Origin of the sequence: Pseudomonas sp. D1-1, from assembly GCF_051132225.1 — a bacterium.
In the GTDB taxonomy this organism is placed as follows: domain Bacteria; phylum Pseudomonadota; class Gammaproteobacteria; order Pseudomonadales; family Pseudomonadaceae; genus Aquipseudomonas.
The window spans coordinates 1524168-1540608 of record NZ_CP071676.1 but is presented as its reverse complement, the minus strand read 5'-3'; the positions used below and the strand labels follow the sequence as shown (position 1 = coordinate 1540608).

Annotated in this window: 19 protein-coding genes; 8 read left to right on the top strand and 11 right to left on the bottom strand. The window is 63.0% G+C overall.

Translation table 11 applies throughout. From position 1 onward, the window contains the following. Positions 1-7: 7 nt before the first annotated feature. Positions 8-1186 (top strand): vWA domain-containing protein, encoded by a 1179-nt coding sequence (locus J3P86_RS06860; RefSeq protein WP_305496176.1) that lies wholly within the window; start codon positions 8-10, stop codon positions 1184-1186. Positions 1187-1291: 105 nt separating this feature from the next. Here the strand turns inward: J3P86_RS06860 and J3P86_RS06855 are convergent, their stop codons facing one another. The 7 genes from J3P86_RS06855 to J3P86_RS06825 all read right to left on the bottom strand — a co-directional run bounded on the left by J3P86_RS06855 (position 1292) and on the right by J3P86_RS06825 (position 7165). Then, positions 1292-2212 (bottom strand): biotin-dependent carboxyltransferase family protein, encoded by a 921-nt coding sequence (locus J3P86_RS06855; protein WP_434699723.1) that lies wholly within the window; start codon positions 2210-2212, stop codon positions 1292-1294. Continuing rightward, the gene (pxpB, locus tag J3P86_RS06850) at positions 2209-2913 is read right to left on the bottom strand and encodes a 5-oxoprolinase subunit PxpB (protein ID WP_434699722.1); all 705 of its coding nucleotides are present in this window, start codon (positions 2911-2913) and stop codon (positions 2209-2211) included. The genes J3P86_RS06855 and pxpB overlap by 4 nt, the downstream gene beginning before the upstream one ends. Beyond that, positions 2910-3662, bottom strand: coding sequence for a 5-oxoprolinase subunit PxpA (locus J3P86_RS06845; RefSeq protein ID WP_434569463.1), 753 nt, complete (start codon positions 3660-3662; stop codon positions 2910-2912). The genes pxpB and J3P86_RS06845 overlap by 4 nt, the downstream gene beginning before the upstream one ends. A 63-nt stretch (positions 3663-3725) precedes the next feature. Further along, positions 3726-5012: an MFS transporter gene (locus J3P86_RS06840; protein ID WP_434625390.1), complete on the bottom strand. Its 1287-nt coding sequence runs from the start codon at positions 5010-5012 to the stop codon at positions 3726-3728. Positions 5013-5307: 295 nt separating this feature from the next. Beyond that, positions 5308-5850 carry a DUF2937 family protein gene (locus J3P86_RS06835; RefSeq protein WP_305496181.1) on the bottom strand — a complete coding sequence of 181 codons (543 nt, stop codon included), beginning with the start codon at positions 5848-5850 and terminating at the stop codon, positions 5308-5310. 12 nt (positions 5851-5862) lie between these two features. Next, the gene (locus J3P86_RS06830; RefSeq protein ID WP_434699721.1) at positions 5863-6639 is read right to left on the bottom strand and encodes a class II glutamine amidotransferase; all 777 of its coding nucleotides are present in this window, start codon (positions 6637-6639) and stop codon (positions 5863-5865) included. A 31-nt stretch (positions 6640-6670) separates the two neighbouring features. Then, a complete protein-coding gene (locus J3P86_RS06825; protein WP_305496183.1) occupies positions 6671-7165 on the bottom strand; it encodes an MFS transporter in 495 nt (164 codons plus the stop codon). 159 nt (positions 7166-7324) lie between these two features. Between J3P86_RS06825 and J3P86_RS06820 the strand changes: the two genes are divergently transcribed. Both J3P86_RS06820 and J3P86_RS06815 read left to right on the top strand, forming a co-directional pair. After that, on the top strand, positions 7325-9379 hold the full coding sequence (locus tag J3P86_RS06820) for a S9 family peptidase (RefSeq protein ID WP_434699719.1): 2055 nt from the start codon (positions 7325-7327) through the stop codon (positions 9377-9379). A 217-nt stretch (positions 9380-9596) separates the two neighbouring features. Further along, positions 9597-10070 (top strand): cyclic nucleotide-binding domain-containing protein, encoded by a 474-nt coding sequence (locus J3P86_RS06815; RefSeq protein WP_434569467.1) that lies wholly within the window; start codon positions 9597-9599, stop codon positions 10068-10070. A 141-nt stretch (positions 10071-10211) separates the two neighbouring features. Here J3P86_RS06815 and J3P86_RS06810 read toward each other — a convergent pair whose 3' ends face one another. Beyond that, positions 10212-10499, bottom strand: a complete 288-nt coding sequence (locus J3P86_RS06810; RefSeq protein WP_434653330.1) for a hypothetical protein — start codon at positions 10497-10499, stop codon at positions 10212-10214. A gap of 76 nt (positions 10500-10575) precedes the next feature. Here J3P86_RS06810 and J3P86_RS06805 point away from each other — a divergent pair, with 76 nt between their 5' ends. The 4 genes from J3P86_RS06805 to J3P86_RS06790 all read left to right on the top strand — a co-directional run bounded on the left by J3P86_RS06805 (position 10576) and on the right by J3P86_RS06790 (position 12811). Continuing rightward, complete coding sequence (locus J3P86_RS06805) at positions 10576-11262, top strand: spermidine synthase (protein WP_434673768.1); 687 nt, start codon at positions 10576-10578, stop codon at positions 11260-11262. A gap of 47 nt (positions 11263-11309) precedes the next feature. Continuing rightward, on the top strand, positions 11310-11684 hold the full coding sequence (locus J3P86_RS06800) for a YajD family HNH nuclease (protein WP_003184246.1): 375 nt from the start codon (positions 11310-11312) through the stop codon (positions 11682-11684). 201 nt (positions 11685-11885) lie between these two features. Further along, on the top strand, positions 11886-12356 hold the full coding sequence (locus J3P86_RS06795; RefSeq protein WP_264432809.1) for an RNA methyltransferase: 471 nt from the start codon (positions 11886-11888) through the stop codon (positions 12354-12356). A gap of 77 nt (positions 12357-12433) precedes the next feature. Continuing rightward, positions 12434-12811 (top strand): YgaP family membrane protein, encoded by a 378-nt coding sequence (locus tag J3P86_RS06790; RefSeq protein ID WP_434603062.1) that lies wholly within the window; start codon positions 12434-12436, stop codon positions 12809-12811. Between the two features lie 142 nt (positions 12812-12953). On the opposite strand, the gene J3P86_RS06785 is transcribed toward J3P86_RS06790, so the two are convergent. Further along, complete coding sequence (locus J3P86_RS06785) at positions 12954-14183, bottom strand: hypothetical protein (protein WP_434699718.1); 1230 nt, start codon at positions 14181-14183, stop codon at positions 12954-12956. 30 nt (positions 14184-14213) lie between these two features. Continuing rightward, entirely contained in the window at positions 14214-14663 is a 450-nt protein-coding gene (locus tag J3P86_RS06780; RefSeq protein ID WP_003184256.1) for a YcgN family cysteine cluster protein, read from the bottom strand. 160 nt (positions 14664-14823) lie between these two features. On the opposite strand from J3P86_RS06780, the gene J3P86_RS06775 reads away from it, so the two are divergent. Beyond that, positions 14824-15417, top strand: a complete 594-nt coding sequence (locus J3P86_RS06775; RefSeq protein WP_434625406.1) for a nitroreductase family protein — start codon at positions 14824-14826, stop codon at positions 15415-15417. 39 nt (positions 15418-15456) lie between these two features. On the opposite strand, the gene J3P86_RS06770 is transcribed toward J3P86_RS06775, so the two are convergent. Beyond that, on the bottom strand, positions 15457-16389 hold the full coding sequence (locus J3P86_RS06770) for a D-2-hydroxyacid dehydrogenase (protein ID WP_434699716.1): 933 nt from the start codon (positions 16387-16389) through the stop codon (positions 15457-15459). Between the last annotated feature and the right edge of the window lie 52 nt (positions 16390-16441).

The window sequence follows — 16441 nt, the reverse complement described above, 5'->3', positions numbered from 1 at the left end:
GATTGCCATGCTGCTTAACCTGTTCAATGAGATGCGCGCCGCCAAGGTGCCGGTGTCGGTGCGCGAACTGCTGGACCTGATCAACGCGCTGAAACAGCGGGTGATCTTCGCCGACATGGACGAGTTCTATTACCTGTCCCGGGCCATCCTGGTGAAGGACGAACGGCACTTCGACAAGTTCGACCGGGCGTTCGGCGCTTACTTCAATGGCCTGGAAAAACTTGATGATCATCTGCAGGCGTTGATTCCCGAGGACTGGTTGCGCAAGGAGTTCGAGCGCTCCCTGACCGATGAGGAACGGGCACAGATCCAGTCCCTGGGCGGTCTGGACAAGCTGATCGAAGAGTTCAAGAAGCGTCTGGAAGAACAGAAGGAACGCCACGCCGGCGGCAACAAGTGGATCGGCACTGGCGGCACCAGCCCGTTCGGTTCCGGTGGCTTCAACCCCGAAGGTATACGGGTCGGCGACGCTGGCAAGCGCCAGGGCAAGGCCGTGAAAGTCTGGGACCAGCGCGAGTACAAGAACCTCGACGACCAGGTGGAACTGGGCACCCGCAATATCAAGATCGCCCTGCGCCGCCTGCGCAAGTTTGCCCGCCAGGGCGCGGCCGAAGAGCTGGACATCGACGGCACCATCGATCACACCGCCCGGGACGCTGGCCTCTTGAACATCCAGATGCGCCCGGAGCGACGCAACACCGTCAAGCTCCTGCTGCTGTTCGACATCGGCGGCTCGATGGACGCCCATGTGAAGATCTGCGAGGAGCTGTTCTCGGCCTGCAAGACCGAGTTCAAGCACCTGGAGTATTTCTACTTCCACAACTTCGTCTACGAATCGGTGTGGAAGAACAACCTGCGTCGCACCTCGGAGCGCACGTCGACCCAGGACCTGCTGCACAAATACGGCGCCGACTACAAAGTGATCTTCATCGGCGACGCGGCCATGGCCCCTTACGAGATCACCCAGGCCGGCGGCAGCGTCGAGCACTGGAACGAAGAAGCCGGTTACGTGTGGATGCAGCGCTTCATGGAGAAGTACAAGAAGCTCATCTGGATCAATCCGTACCCGAAAGACACCTGGGGTTACACCGCCTCGACCAATATCGTCCGTGAGTTGGTGGAGGACCGGATGTATCCGCTGACGTTGCGAGGGTTGGAGGAAGGGATGCGGTTTCTTTCCAAATAAGATTTTTGGTGCCTTTCAGGGCCTCTTCGCGAGCAGGCTCGCTCCCACACTTGATCTTCGCCACACATAAGATCCCCTGTGGGAGCGAGCCTGCTCGCGAAGCTTTTAGCGGCCGAGAAAACTGCGCATACACTCCACCTGCTGCCGATGCGCAACGGCCTGCACCACCGGCCGCAACCGCAGCTGCGTCCCTGGCAGGCATTGCGCCAACCGGGCCAGGGACAGCGGCGTCAAGGCGCCCAGGCGCGGATAACCGCCGATGGTCTGCCGATCATTGAGCAGCACGATCGGTTGGCCGTCCGGCGGCACCTGCACGGCGCCGAGCGGAATGCCTTCGGAAATCATCGCTGGGCCCTGGTATTCCAGCGCCGGACCGAGCAAGCGCATGCCCATGCGATCGGCGCGACTGTCCAGCGTCCATGGTGTATTGAAGGCATCGAACAGGCTGCGTCCGCTGAACGCGCCATTTTGCGCACCGAGGATCAGGTCCAGCGGCTGCAGCTGCTGAAAATCCGGAATCCGCCTGTGGGGCATCGGCCGAGGCGTTGCCGAGCCTGAATAACTCAGCTGCTCACCGCGACTCAGCGCCCGCCCCCGCCCATCCAGGCCACCGAGTTCTTCGCGCACCACCGTCGCCCGGCTGCCCAGCACCGCAGGCGCATCAAAACCACCGGGAGCCGCCAGGTAGGCGCGGGCACCGAGCACCGGCTGAGTGAACGCCAACACCTGGCCTTGGCGCAGGCTGAAGAATCGCCACGACGCCACGCCCTGCCCGTCTATCCGCGCGCCCAGGTCCGCACCGGCCAGCGCCAGCACGCAATCCTCCTCGGCCACCACGGTAAAACCGCCGAGGGTGATTTCCACCACTGCGGCATCCGGGGCGTTGCCCAGCATCCAGTTGGCCCAGCTCATCGACAGCCAGTCCGCCGCGCCGCCCTGGGTCACGCCCAGGTGCCTGACGCCGAAGCGGCCATTATCCTGCAACAGGCACAGCGCTGTGCTGGCCTCGATCAACAGACGGCTCATGCCTGTGCCTCCAACGGTGTGTCATCGCCGCCCAGGGCAATGAACTCAGCGTGATCGACAGCGGCAAAACGCACCGTGTCGCCGGGTTGCATCAGGCTGTAGCCATCGCGCTCGCGATCGAACAATTTGGCCGGGGTGCGGCCGATCAGGTTCCAGCCGCCAGGCGATACCACCGGATACGCGGCGGTCTGGCGCTCGGCGATTCCGACGCTGCCCGCCGCGACCCGTTTGCGTGGGGTGTCGAGTCGCGGTGCGGCCAGTTCCTCGTCCACCAGCCCCATGAAAGCGAATCCCGGCGCGAAGCCCAGGGCGAACACCTGATATTCCCGCTCACTGTGACGCTGGATGACTTGCGTCACCGTCAACCCGCTGCGGCTCGCCAGCAGGTCCAGCTCCGGCCCGACACTTGGGTCGTACCACACCGGCAGCACATGGCATTGCCCGGCGGACCGGGCATCCGGCGAGAGGTTGTTCAGCGCTTCGCCGATCAACTCGCGGGCCTGGTTCGGAGTCAGGGCGAGCAAATCGTAATGCACCATCAGGGTGGTGTAGGACGGCACCAGATCAATCAGATCATCGGCGAAAACCGCGCGCAGGCGCGCGCTGGCAGCGAGCATCCACGGCATGTTGGCCTCGGCGATTTCGTCGAACAGGCGCACCATCAGGCAGTCCACCGCCACCACTTCCACGCGTGGTTTCATGGCGCGCTCTGCCGGTCGAGGGCCTCGCGGATACGCTGCACGGCCGCCACGGAGCTGGCGTTGTCGCCGTGCACGCACAACGTATCGGCGTGCAGATTCAACGCGCTGCCGTCGCTGGCCGTCAGCGCGTCGCCGCGGGCAATGGTCAGCGCCTGCCCGATGATCACCTCGGAATCGTGATGCACCGCCCCCGGCAACTGCCGCGAGACCAGGCGACCGGCGCTGTCATAGGCCCGGTCGGCGAAGGCTTCGAACCACAGGGTCACACCGTATTCGTCGCCCAGGGCCTGGGCGGCGCTGTTGTCCCGGGTCGCCAGCAGCATCAGCGGCAACTGCCGGTCATACGCGGCGATGGCCTCGATAACAGCACGCAGTTGCGCCGGGTTGGCCATCATGTCGTTGTACATCGCACCGTGAGGTTTGACGTAGCTGACCTGTCCACCCTGGGCCCGGCAGATACCGTCCAGGGCGCCGATCTGGTAGTGCAGCAGGTCTTGCAGCTCCTGGGCGCCATAGGCCATGGAGCGGCGGCCGAAGCCCGCCAGGTCCTGATAGGCCGGGTGCGCGCCGATCCGTACGCCGTGGCTCAGGGCGAGGCTGACGGTCTTGCGCATGATGCTCGGGTCGCCGGCATGAAAGCCGCAGGCGATGTTGGCGCAATCGATAAAGGGCATCACCTCGGCGTCCAGACCCATGGTCCAGTTGCCGAAGCTTTCGCCAATGTCGCAGTTCAGTAGCAGGCGGTTCACGGTGAACGCTCCTGTGGATTCTTTGTTATGGACCATGGGGATCGCGCCCCCACAGGTTATCAATCAGTCGGCTTCCAACTGCTTGCCCTGAGTCTCCGGCAGGCTCAGGGCCGCCAGGATCACCACGCCATAGGACACCGCCGCGAAGGCTCCGATGCCGACGCTCAGCGGCACCTTCTGGCTCAGGATACCGATCAACAGCGGAAACAGCGCCGCCACCGCGCGGCCAATGTTGTAGCAGAAGCCCTGCCCCGATCCGCGGATGCGCGTGGGGAACAGTTCGGTGAGGAACGACCCCATGCCGCTGAACATGCCCGAAGCGAAGAAGCCCAAGGGGAAGCCCAGCCACAGCATCACGTTGTTGCTCACCGGCACCTGGGTATACAGCAGCACGATAGTGAAGGAACCGACGGCAAACAGGACGAAATTCTTCTTGCGCCCGAGGATGTCGGACAGATAGGCGCTGATGACGTAACCCACATACGAGCCGACGATCACCATCGCCAGGTAGCCGCCGGTACTCAGGACGCTCAAGCCGCGCTCGTTTTTCAGGAAGGTCGGCAGCCAGGAGGTGATGGCGTAGTAGCCACCCAGCGCGCCAGTGGTCAGCAGCGAGGCTCGAATCGTCGTGAACAGAATGCCAGGGGCAAAAATCTCGTAGAACTTCGCCGGGTTCTCGGGCGTCAGCCGGGCCTTGGCCTGGTTATAGACTTCCGGATCCTTGACCAGCCGGCGAACGAAGATCACGAACACCGCCGGCACGATGCCGAGGATGAACAATGCGCGCCAGGCGTCTTCCGGCGGCAGCACCGAGAACAGCAGCGCATACAGAATCGCCGTCATGCCCCAGCCCAGGGCCCAGCCCGATTGCACCATGCCGACCGCCTTGCCACGGTCCTTGGCGCGAATCACTTCGCCCATCAACACGGCGCCGGCGGTCCACTCGCCGCCGAAGCCGAAGCCCATCAGCGTGCGGGCGATCAACAGTTGTTCGTAGTTCTGGGCGAAACCGCAGAGGAAGGTGAAGAAGGCGAACCACAATACCGTCAATTGCAACGTGCGCACCCGACCGATGCGGTCCGAGAGAATGCCCGCCACCCAGCCGCCGATGGCCGAAGCGATCAAGGTGCTGGTGTGAATCAGCCCCGCTTCACCCGTGCTGATGCCCCACATCGCGATGAGCGTCGGCACCACGAAGCTGAGCATCTGGGTGTCCATGCCGTCCAGGGCGTAACCGATCTTGCAGCTCCAGAAGGTACGCCGTTCCTGCTGGTTGATGTTGCGATACCAATCGAACGGTCCGGAGCGGGCCTGGGGTTGGGGGACGCCGAGCGTGTCGGGTGCACTCATGGTGGTTCTCCACGGGTTTTATTGTTGTGAGTCTCGACGACGCTGACGTGGAGACCGTTGCCCCGATTCTTGAGCCCACGGTCGATCGCGTCCAACGAATAAAACCTTGGCCGGGTCATAAGAAAAAGTTGATTGGGTAGGTTGGGCACGCGCCGTTGTGGCGAGGGGATTTATCCCCGCTGGGCTGCAAAGCAGCCCCATCAGTAACCCTGTCTGATACTGCATGCGGCCTTGTTGGGGCCGCTTCGCGACCCAGCGGGGATAAATCCCCTCGCCACAGGAGCCCAGCGCGGCGCTACAGTCCGCGCAGGTCACGCTCTTCGATCGGCCGGCTCTGGCGCAGGCGCTTGCCACCCAGCACCACCCAGTCGATCAGGCGGAACAGGCATTCCAGGCCGAACGACAGCAACATCGCGCCGCTGATGCCCCAGATCATCGCCTCGGGGGTCAGCAGGATCTGGTAGCTGTAGCCGTTCCAGGTTTCCTTGCGGATGTCCGGATCGGCGGCCAGGGCCACCTGCAGCAGGCGGATGTACCACGGGCCCTGCATTGCCTGGAACTGTTTGTCCAAAGCCTGCTGGCGCACGAGCAAGGTGTTCAGGCTGTCGGCATCGCTGCGAAAGATCGGGTCTTCACTGGCGCGGTAATGCGCCACCAGGGCCTGCATGTCACCCTTGAAGAACTGGTTGGCGGTGCCCTGGAACCCCTGCAGGCCAGTCTGCGCCTCGATCAGGTGGGCCTCGACCCGCTTGGCGTAATCATTGACGAAGCCCGGCACCTGGACCCCGACCAGCAGGCCCACCGCGAACAACACCAACCGTAGATAACTGAGCAACATAACGTGACGTCCTTATTCGGTCCGGCCGTGGCTGACGCATTCGCCGCGTCGCCACAGGCTCCATTGGCCCGGTTCGTAGCGGGTCCAGGTTTCGTTTTCGGTCAAGGGTTCGGTGGCAATCACCGTGACCACGTCGTTGGGCGTGGTTTCGGCCTGGAAGTCGACAATCACGTCCACATCCTTGAGCCGCGCCGGGCCGAACGGTGCGCGCCGGGTGATCTGCGCCAGTTTGGTCGAGCAATAGCAGAACAGCCAGTCGCCGTCGCTGAGCAGGCAGTTGAACACGCCCTTGCTGCGGTATTCGCCGCACGCCTCGATCAAGGCCGGCAGCAACTGCTCGACCTCCACCGGCTCAGGATAAGCCTGGCGCACGCGGTTGAGCAGGTCGCAGAACGCCGCCTCGCTGTCGGTATCGCCCACTGGGCGGTAGAAGCTCACGCCCGGCTGGAAATCGGCGAGCTGGCCGTTGTGGGCGAAACACCAGTTGCGCCCCCACAACTCCCGCACGAACGGGTGGGTGTTGGACAGGCAGACCTTGCCGACGTTGGCCTGGCGGATGTGACCGATGACCACTTCGCTCTTGATCGGATAGCGTTGCACCAGGTTCGCCACTTCCGACTCGCTGCTGGCGGCCGGGTCCTGGAACAGGCGCAGGCCACGGCCTTCATAAAAAGCGATGCCCCAGCCGTCGCGGTGCGGCCCGGTCTTGCCGCCGCGCTGCATCAGCCCGGTGAAGCTGAAGACGATATCGGTCGGCACATTGGCGCTCATGCCCAATAACTCACACATGCTCGAACCCTCGTTTGATTGGGCAGCCCGGTTACAGGCGCGGTTCGATACGCGAACGCTGGGGATTGCTCGGCACGGGTGGGCGACCATAACGGTCGTCACCGGCCACGCCGAACGCAGGCTCGTCGTCAGGCTCGGCAGCGGCGGCCGCTTTGGCTGCGGCGGCCCGCTCCTGGCGAGCCTTGGCCGCGCGTTCGACAGGAATACGGATCAGCACCAGGACCAGATAGAGGCCGAAGGCGATCATGGCGTACATGAGCAGGTCGGACGCTGCGCGCCAGACGTTGTTGCCAACCTTGAAGAGCAAGTCCAGGGCGGCAATGGCCAGCGCCGGGGCGACCTTTTCCTTCACCGGGTCGACGATGGTCGGGCTGAACAGCAACACCGCCATCAGCAGCCGCAGCGGCTCGCGCAACCAGCGCCACATGAAGCGGGTCATGCGCATCCACACCAGGAGGCAGCCGAGGGCGGCGAAGGCGTAGAGACCCCAGGCAATCAGATAATCGTTCTCGGTCATGGTGTCCATGGCAAGGCAGGCAAAGAGGCGCTTATAGTAACGGCTTTTCGCTCGTCAGGCTGCCCCGGCATCTGCCGGGTGCCCGGCGGGGTGAGTTTTTCGGTCCGGCTACCGAACTGACCCCGTCGGCCACTTGTCCCTGTTCGTATCATGCTTGAGAGTTTTTCCATGCCCCTATCCGCCCACGTTCCCGACGCCCCGATTGCCCGCAAGGCCCCCGGTGTTGACCCCTACGCCTGGCTGCAGGAGCGCGACACCGACGCCGTGCTCGAATACCTGAAGGCTGAAAACAGCTACCAGCAAGCCCGGCTCGCCGATCAGGCCGAACTGCGCGAAACGCTGTTCCAGGAAATCAAGGGACGAATCCTCGAAACCGACCTCTCCCTGCCCTCGCCCTGGGGTCCTTACCTGTATTACACCCGCACCACGGCGGGTGATGAATACGCTCGCCATTACCGTTGCCCGCGTCCGGCCGATGACAGCCTGACGGTCGATGAAAGTCGTGAACAGCTGTTGCTGGACCCGAACGCGCTGGCAGGCGGCGGTTTCTTTTCCCTCGGCGCGTTCAGCATCAGCCCCGACCATCAGCGTCTGGCCTACAGCCTGGACACCAGCGGCGATGAGATCTATACGCTGTTCGTCAAGGAGCTGTCCAACGACAAGGTCAGCGAACTGTCCTTCGAAAACTGCGACGGCAGCATGACCTGGGCCAACGACAGCCTGACGCTGTTCTTCGGCGAACTCGACGATACCCATCGCCCGCACAAGCTGTTGCGCTATCGCCTGGACGGCACCGCCGCCGAAGAAGTGTTCAATGAACCGGACGGGCGTTTTTTCCTGCATTGCTACCGTTCAAGCTCCGAGCGGCAGTTGATCCTGTCCCTGGGCAGCAAGACCACCAGCGAAGTCTGGGTGCTGGACGCGGCGCAACCACAACAACCGTTTACCTGCGTCGCGCCACGGGTAGAGAACCACGAATACGATGTCGACCATGGCCTGCTCGAAGGGCAATGGACCTGGTTCATCCGCAGCAACCGCGACGGCATCAATTTCGCCCTGTACCAGGCGCCCGATATGGGCGAAGCGCCGGCCGAAGCCGACTGGCAGAACCTGATCCCCCACAGTGACACGGTGATGATCGACGGCCTGAGCCTGAACGCCAGCGCCATGACATTGAGCCTGCGCGAGGGCGGCCTGCCGATCATCGAAGTCCACCCACAAGGTTTACCGGCCTATCGGGTGCAATTGCCGGACGCGGCCTACAGCCTGCACGTGCAGAACAGCCTGGAGTTTGTCAGCGAGCGCATTCGCCTGCGCTACGAAGCGCTGAATCGTCCGGCGCAGATCCGCCAGCTGGACCTGGCCAGCGGTGTTCAGGTCGTACTCAAGCAAACCCCGGTGCTGGGTCCGTTTGATGCCGATGCGTATGTCAGCCAACGGCTTTGGGCGACGGCACCGGACGGTACGCAAGTGCCCATCAGCCTGGTGGTCAAGCGCGAGGCCTTGGGCAAGCCCGTGCCGCTGTACTTGTACGGCTACGGCGCCTATGGCGAAAGCCTCGACCCATGGTTCTCCCATTCGCGCTTGAGCCTGCTGGACCGTGGTGTAGCGTTTGCCATCGCCCATGTGCGCGGCGGCGGCGAACTGGGCGAGGCCTGGTATCGCGCTGGCAAGCAGGAGCACAAGCACAACACTTTCAGTGATTTCATCGCTTGCGCCGAACACCTGATCGCCCAGGGCTTCACCTCGGCCGATCAGTTGGCGATCAGCGGCGGCAGCGCCGGTGGCCTGCTGATCGGCGCAGTCCTCAACCAACGCCCGGAGCTGTTCAAGGTGGCGATCGCCGAAGTGCCGTTCGTCGACGTGCTCAACACCATGCTCGACCCCGAACTGCCACTGACCGTGACCGAATACGACGAATGGGGCAACCCCGAGGAGCCGGACGTTTATGATCGGATTCGGGCCTACGCGCCGTACGAAAACGTCCGCGCCCAGGCGTATCCGGCAATGCTGGTGATCGCCGGCTACAACGACAGCCGCGTGCAGTACTGGGAAGCGGCCAAGTGGGTGGCGAAACTGCGCGCGACCAAGACCGACGAAAACCCGCTGCTACTCAAGACCGAACTGGGCGCTGGCCATGGCGGCATGAGCGGCCGCTACCAGGGATTGCGTGACGTAGCGCTCGAATACGCATTTGTCTTGAAGGTTTTGGGCGTGGCTTGAGGAACTCTGTGGGATGGCCGGGTCTTAGCTCCATACGCCGGGCCCAGATAAAACACAGTCCAATGTGGGAGCGAGCTTGCTCGCGATAGCGTCGGATCAGTCAATTTCAATTCGACTGACACGCCGTCATCGCGAGCAGGCTCGCTCCCACAGGGAATCGCCTTACATTCAAGACAATCCAAAACCGCAGAACACGATAAGAAAAGACCGTGACGACATGTCAGAACCGACCTTACTGAACAACCAAATTCGCGACTGGCTGATGGACTGTGGTCTGTTCGACCAACTGCTGCCCGTCGACTTTGCCGCGGCATCGGGCTATTTCAGCATCAGTACCGTCGCCCAGGGCGAAGCGATTTTTCGCGAGGGCGATGCCGGCAGTTTCATGTGCATCCTTCACACCGGCCAGGTGGCCGTGCAGAAAACCGGCCCCGACGGCCAGCCCGTGACCATCGCCACGCTGCGCAGCGGCCGCGCCTTCGGCGAAATGGCCGTGCTCGACGGCGAACGACGCTCGGCCAGTTGCATCGCCGCCACCGAATGTCAGTTGTTGAACCTGGGCAAGGACTCCCTGGAAAAAATGCTCAACGACGCACCGAAGATCGCCGCCAAGATCATCCGCGCCCTCGCCGTCTCCCTGTCCAAGCGCCTGCGCATGGCCGACGGGCAGTTGCTGTCGCAGCAGGTGTAGCTGAACCATTGGACCTTGCACGAGCCCCTGTGGGAGCGAGCTTGCTCGCGATAGCGGTGTGTCAGTCGACTTTAATTCTGACCGATCCGCCGCCATCGCGAGCAAGCTCGCTCCCACAGGTTATGGCGTCGAGTTAAAAATCTAACCCCCCGGCGACTTCGCCTTCGCCGGCTTCGGTTCCATGCCCGGGATCGGCTGGTCCTTCGGCGGCCTGGGCATTTCGATCGGCGGCAACAGCGGCGGGCCGCCACCCGGTGGGGCAGCCTTGGGCACGCCGTTGGGCGTGACCGGCGGATACGGCATGGGCGTGGCGGTGCCCGGCGCCCCGGGAATGCTCGGCGGGTTGACGGGAATCGTCGGTTGCTGGGCCTGGGCGCAACTTATCGAGAGCGCCGCCACGGCAATGGCCGTTAGAATGGTGCACTTCATCAATGGCTCCGTGGCTATTGTCTGCTTTCAGGCTAGTCCCAACCGGGCCGGTCTGCCCCATTCCCATGAGATTTCCATGAAACGTTTCGTTCTTCTCGACACCACGCCCATTCCCGACAACGGCGGTGCCTTGTGCCTTTTCGAGTATGGCGAAGATTTCGTCATCAAGATCCAGGGCGGTGACGGCGGACAGTTGATGAATACCCGCATGCACGGTTCCGAAGATGCCCTGGCCGAGATTCCCTGTCGCAAGGTCGCCGGCCGTCCCGGCTCGCGGGTGCTGATCGGTGGTCTCGGCATGGGCTTCACCCTCGCCTCCGCCCTGAAACACCTGGGCAAGAGCGCCGAAGTGGTAGTGGCCGAGCTGGTCCCGGGTGTGGTCGAGTGGAACCGCGGCCCCCTCGGCGAAAAGGCCGGGCGACCGCTGTCGGACCCGCGCACCGTGGTCCGCATGGAAGACGTCGCCAAGGTCCTGCAAGCCGAGCCGCAAGGGTTCGACGCGATCATGCTGGATGTCGACAACGGCCCGGAAGGCCTGACCCAGAAAGCCAACAGTTGGCTGTATTCGGCCGGCGGCCTGGCCGCGTGCGCCAAGGCCCTGCGCCCCAAGGGCGTGCTGGCGGTATGGTCGGCCAGCGCTGACCGGCAGTTTTCCGACAAGCTGAAAAAGGCCGGCTTCAAGGCCGAAGAGGTGCAAGTGTTCGCCCATGGCAACAAAGGCACCCGCCACACCATCTGGATTGCCGAGAAGCTCAAGGGCTGAGCTAAACTCTGTCCAACCGTCATCAGTCTTTTTACAAAGGTGAACCCATGAGTTCGTCCACCCCACCGTCCAACACCGCCAAGCTCGACCGCATCCTCGCCGACGCCCAGCGCGACCGGGAAATGGGCTACCGCGACAAAGCCCTGAAAATGTACCCCCACGTCTGCGGTCGCTGCGCCCGTGAGTTTTCCGGCAAGCGCCTGAGCGAACTGACCGTCCATCACCGTGACCACAACCACGACAACAACCCGCAGGACGGTTCCAACTGGGAACTGCTGTGCCTGTACTGCCACGACAACGAGCACTCGCGCTACACCGACCAGCAATACTTCGGCGACGGCTCCCTGAGCACGCCGAAGATCGCCAAGGCGACGCATAACCCCTTCGCCGCGCTGGCCGGGCTGATGAAAAAAGACGAGTAGTCGTCATTACCCGAAAATGTTGCAGGCAGTAAGGCCGCCATCGCGAGCAAGCTCGCTCCCACAGGTTTTGTGGACGCCGAAAATCCAGTGTGGGAGCGAGCTTGCTCGCGATGGCAATCTAACAAACACCACTGATCTCGAACCTGACCACCCTCCCCCATTCCCGTATAATCGCGCCTTTTCCCAAAGGCACCTCCGTCCGTGGCCAACAAACGCTACAGCTGCATCGGTCTGTTCAACCCCAAGTCGCCGGAAAACGTCGGTTCGGTCATGCGTGCCGCCGGCTGTTACGGCGTCGCGTCGGTGTTCTATACCGGCAAGCGCTACGAACGCGCTGCCGACTTCGTTACCGACACCAAAAAAGTCCACTACGACATCCCGCTGATCGGCATCGACGACCTGAAAAAGATCCTGCCCCTGGGCTGCGTGCCGGTGGCCGTGGAACTGGTGGACGGCGCCCGTCCCTTGCCCGAATACACCCATCCGGACCGGGCCCTGTACATCTTCGGTCCGGAAGACGGTTCTCTGGACAAGGACATCCGCGACTGGTGCGAAGATGTGATCTACATCCCCACCAACGGCTGCATGAACCTGGCCGCTACAGTCAACGTCGTGCTCTACGACCGCATGGCCAAAGGCAACAACACCCGCTCGGGGCCGCAATTTCGCTGACCGGCGGGAAATTCCATGGAACGACGGATTCGCTCTGGCAGTCAGCTTTATACACATCCCCACACTGGAGACAGATCATGAGCGACAACAATCCGTTCGGGCCGGTTGAGACCACCCCTTTCCAAACCCGCAGCCCGCAGAACGTGCACGGCTGGGAGCGCATTGGGTCACTGGCCGGTGGGGTGCTGATGATGGGCAAGGGATTGCGCCGCGGCGGTGTGATCGGCCTGGCCCAACTGGCAATCGGCGGCATGGCCCTGGCCCGCGGCATCACCGGACATTGTTCGGCCAAGACCCTGCTGGAAAAAAATCGTCAGCACCTGCACGACGCCCGCGCCCGGATCGAGCAGGCCGGCGATGAACTGAGCCGCATGAAAACCAATGCCGAGGCGGCGACCGGCACCGCTACGGTAACGGGGAATGATTCGTTGGTTTCGCCGAAGGCTGGGCTCTGATCGGACAGATGCGTAGAGGCTGATGGCCCCTTCGTCGGAACGCCGCCCGGAGCAGGCTCGCTCCCACAGGGAGTTGGTTGATTACAAAGGGTAAGTCAACCGAAGATCCAGTGTGGGAGCGAGCCTGCTCGCGAAAGCGGTGTTACTGAAGTAACCGCGTATCCAGAACGCTGGAGCCCCCGCCCAGGATGCTCTCGCTGAGCTGCACAAACTCCTCGGTGTCGACGGTTTCCAAGCGCATCGCCCCTTGCAGCACATCATCCAGCGAACGCTTGTTGCGGGTTTTCAGGCGGATTTCCCGGTCCAGCTCCTGCAACAGCAGCACCGCCTTGGACACCATCGCCGGGCTCACCTGTTCACCACGCAACATCGTGACGCCCTTGCTGTCCCGGGCGAGTCGATCATTCAATGCCTGATAACGCTCGTCGCTCATGCCGCCGGCACGGCGCAGCAATTCGATGGCGTAATACTCGTTGAGCCCTTCGCTGATCCAGTCGCTGCGATCATGATCGTTGATGCGCGCCAGCACCTGGATCAACTCCCGCAATAACGGGCTGCTGCCCCGTTCGCTGACCAGCGCCGGACGGCTGTGCAGGTAAATCGATTCATGGCCGCCCTGGGCGCCACGCCACATCGGATCGCCCGCGCCAACGATCAACAGCTTGGCCGGATGGCGCGGCACGATTGCCTGCACCTGCGGCCAGACGAAGGTCAGCAGCGTCAGCACGTCCATCCGCCGCATGCCCTGGCCTCGCGGCGAAGCCACGGTCACTTCGGTCTCGCCCAGGCGCGTGCGGCGGCTGCCGAGTTTGCCGGCCAGCATCCAGCCCGTCGGCCGGTCGAACAGGCGCGAAGGGTTGTCGATGCGAAAACGCTGCTTGCCGATACGCGGCCAGGGCGTCTCGATGCTTTGCCAGCCACCCGGCAATTCGAATTCCAGGCGTGACACCAGCTCGGTGCCGTCCTGCTGATCCAGCCTGGCTGGCGGTACCAGATCATCACCGCGCAGGAGCGCCCATCCGGGGGTCATGCGGGTCTCAAAGGAGCCGTTTTTGCGCGACTCGCTGAGGCGGACGCGATAAGTCAGGCTCGCCTTGTCGGCGGCTGGGCGCCAGACGCCCCGAGCTTCGTGACCGGGGGTCAGTTGCCACTGGCCATCGGCTTTGAAATCACTGTAGCGACCATCGCTTCCAAGATCGAAATCCAGGCTGCGCACCGCCGAGCCCCGCGCCAGCGTCAGGCGCACTTCGGCCTGGTCGCTCTGCGGCAACAGGTGGACGTGATAATCCAGATCGACTTTCTGCGCGGCCCACAGCGGTCCGCTCACCGCCAGCAGCCCGGCCGCCAGCATCCGTTTCAATCCTGCAGCCATGGGTTCTCCCGGGGTGCGATGGCGGATGTTTCAGCCGGCGCGGAAAATCAGGTGATCTTCCCAATCCTCTTCAGCCACGCTGCCTTCGGCGAGCATGCGCCCGGATTGGGAAATGCGTTCGTGGTGCACCGCGTCACGGTCGCCGCAGACCAGATGGTGCCAAAGCGGCAGGTCCTTGCCCTCGCTGACCAGGCGATAGCCGCAGGTTGGCGGCAACCATTTGAACTCATCGGCCTTGCCCGGCGTGAGCTGGATGCAATCAGGAACAAAGTCGCGACGATTGGGGTAATCGGTGCACTGACACGTCTTCAGGTCGAGCAACTTGCAGGCGATGCGCGTGTAGTAGACGCTGTTGTCGTCTTCGTCTTCGAGCTTTTGCAGGCAGCACAGGCCACAGCCGTCACACAGCGATTCCCACTCCTGTGAATCGAGCTGATCGAGGGTTTTGCGTATCCAGAACGGTTCGACTTTGGCGGCCATGGCTCAAGCATCAACATCACGTGGTGAAAAGGCCGACAGTCTAGTGCCGGGGCCTCTTGAGGCCAAGCATTGGCGACTGTCGGTACAAGGGGGCTTGTCAGCCCGGATGTCTGGACGTAGGTTGCTTCATCACGTTCCCGATCCCAGCCAAGGTAAGCCCATGAGTGCCAATCCCCGCATCGCCGAATACGCCATCCACCCCCAGTTCATCGAACGCTGGTCGCCCCGCGCTTTCACCGCTGAAAGCATTTCCCAAGAAACCCTGCTGAGCTTCTTCGAAGCCGCGCGCTGGGCGCCTTCGGCCTATAACTCGCAGCCGTGGCGTTTCCTGTATGCCCGTCGCGACACGCCGAACTGGGAGCGTTACCTGGGCCTGCTCAACGAATTCAACCGTGGCTGGGCCCAACACGCCTCGGCGCTGGTGATCATCGCCTCGAAAACCACCTTCGCGGTGCCCGGCGCCACCGAGGAAACCCCGGCCCAGTGCCACACCTTCGACACGGGCGCGGCCTGGGGCCACCTGGCGTTGCAAGCGAGCCTCAGCGGCTGGCACACCCACGGCATGGCCGGCTTCGACCAGGACCTGACCCGCAAGGAACTGAAGATCCCCGACGGCTACGCCCTGCACGCGGCCGTGGCGATTGGCAAGCTGGGAGACAAATCGACGCTGGCCGACTACCTCCAGGCCCGCGAAGTGCCGAGCCCGCGCCGGCCGTTGAGCGAGCTGGTGGCCGAGGGTGATTTCACCCTCTGATCTCGACACAATCCCTGTGGGAGCGCATTGAATGCCGGATCAGTAGCCCCGACTGAAATCCACTTCCCCGCGCAACGCTTCGCCGGCCTCATAGGCGCGCAGGTTCTCCAGGAACAACTGCACCATCATCGGCGGCGACGTCGGTGCGGAGCTGTGGCCGGTCAGCAACAATCCCCAGGCGGTCCAGAACGGATGGCGCTGTGGCAACGGCTCCTGGCGGCACACGTCGATTACCGCACCGGCCAGGTGCCCGTCCTGCAACGCTTGCACCAGGTCCGCATCGACCACGGCCACGCCACGGCCGACATTGATGAACAGCCCGGTGGGTTTGAATTGCTTGAACAACGCCGCGTCGTAGATATCGTGAGTGTCCGGTGTATTCGGCAACAGGTTGATCACGTAGTCCACCTCGCCCACCAGACGGGGCAAGTCCTGCAACGCGCCAACTTCAATAAACGGCACCAATTCCCGAGCTTCACTGGCGATGCCGTACAACTGCACGCCAAATGGCACCAGGAACTCAGCCACGCGGCGACCGATATCGCCGGTCCCGACGATCAATACCTTGCGGCCCGCCAGGCTCTGGCTCTGGCGATTATCCCATTTGCGCTCCACCTGGCTGACCAGGCGCGCCAGGACTTCGCGCTCATGCCCGAGCATGTAGGTGAGCACATATTCGGCCATGACCTGGCCAAAAATGCCCACCGCGCGGGTCAGACGGTAGTCACGGGTCAGGCCCTCGGCCAGCAGCGGCGTGATCCCCGCCCAGGTCGATTGCAACCAACGGGGCTTGTGGCCCTGACGCAACAAGGTCGCCAGCAAGTCCGGCTGGCCGAGCCAGACCGGGCAATCGGCGGCCAGGCGTGACAGTTCAGCGGAGTCGCCGCTGGTCAGGATTTCGATATCGGCTGCAGCCTGGCGCAGGAGCTGGGCATACATCGCGTGGTCGTGTTCGGCAATCAGAACGCGCATGAATCAAACCTTTCAAAAACAGTGCAAACGACCGCCGACAGAGTGTTGCTCC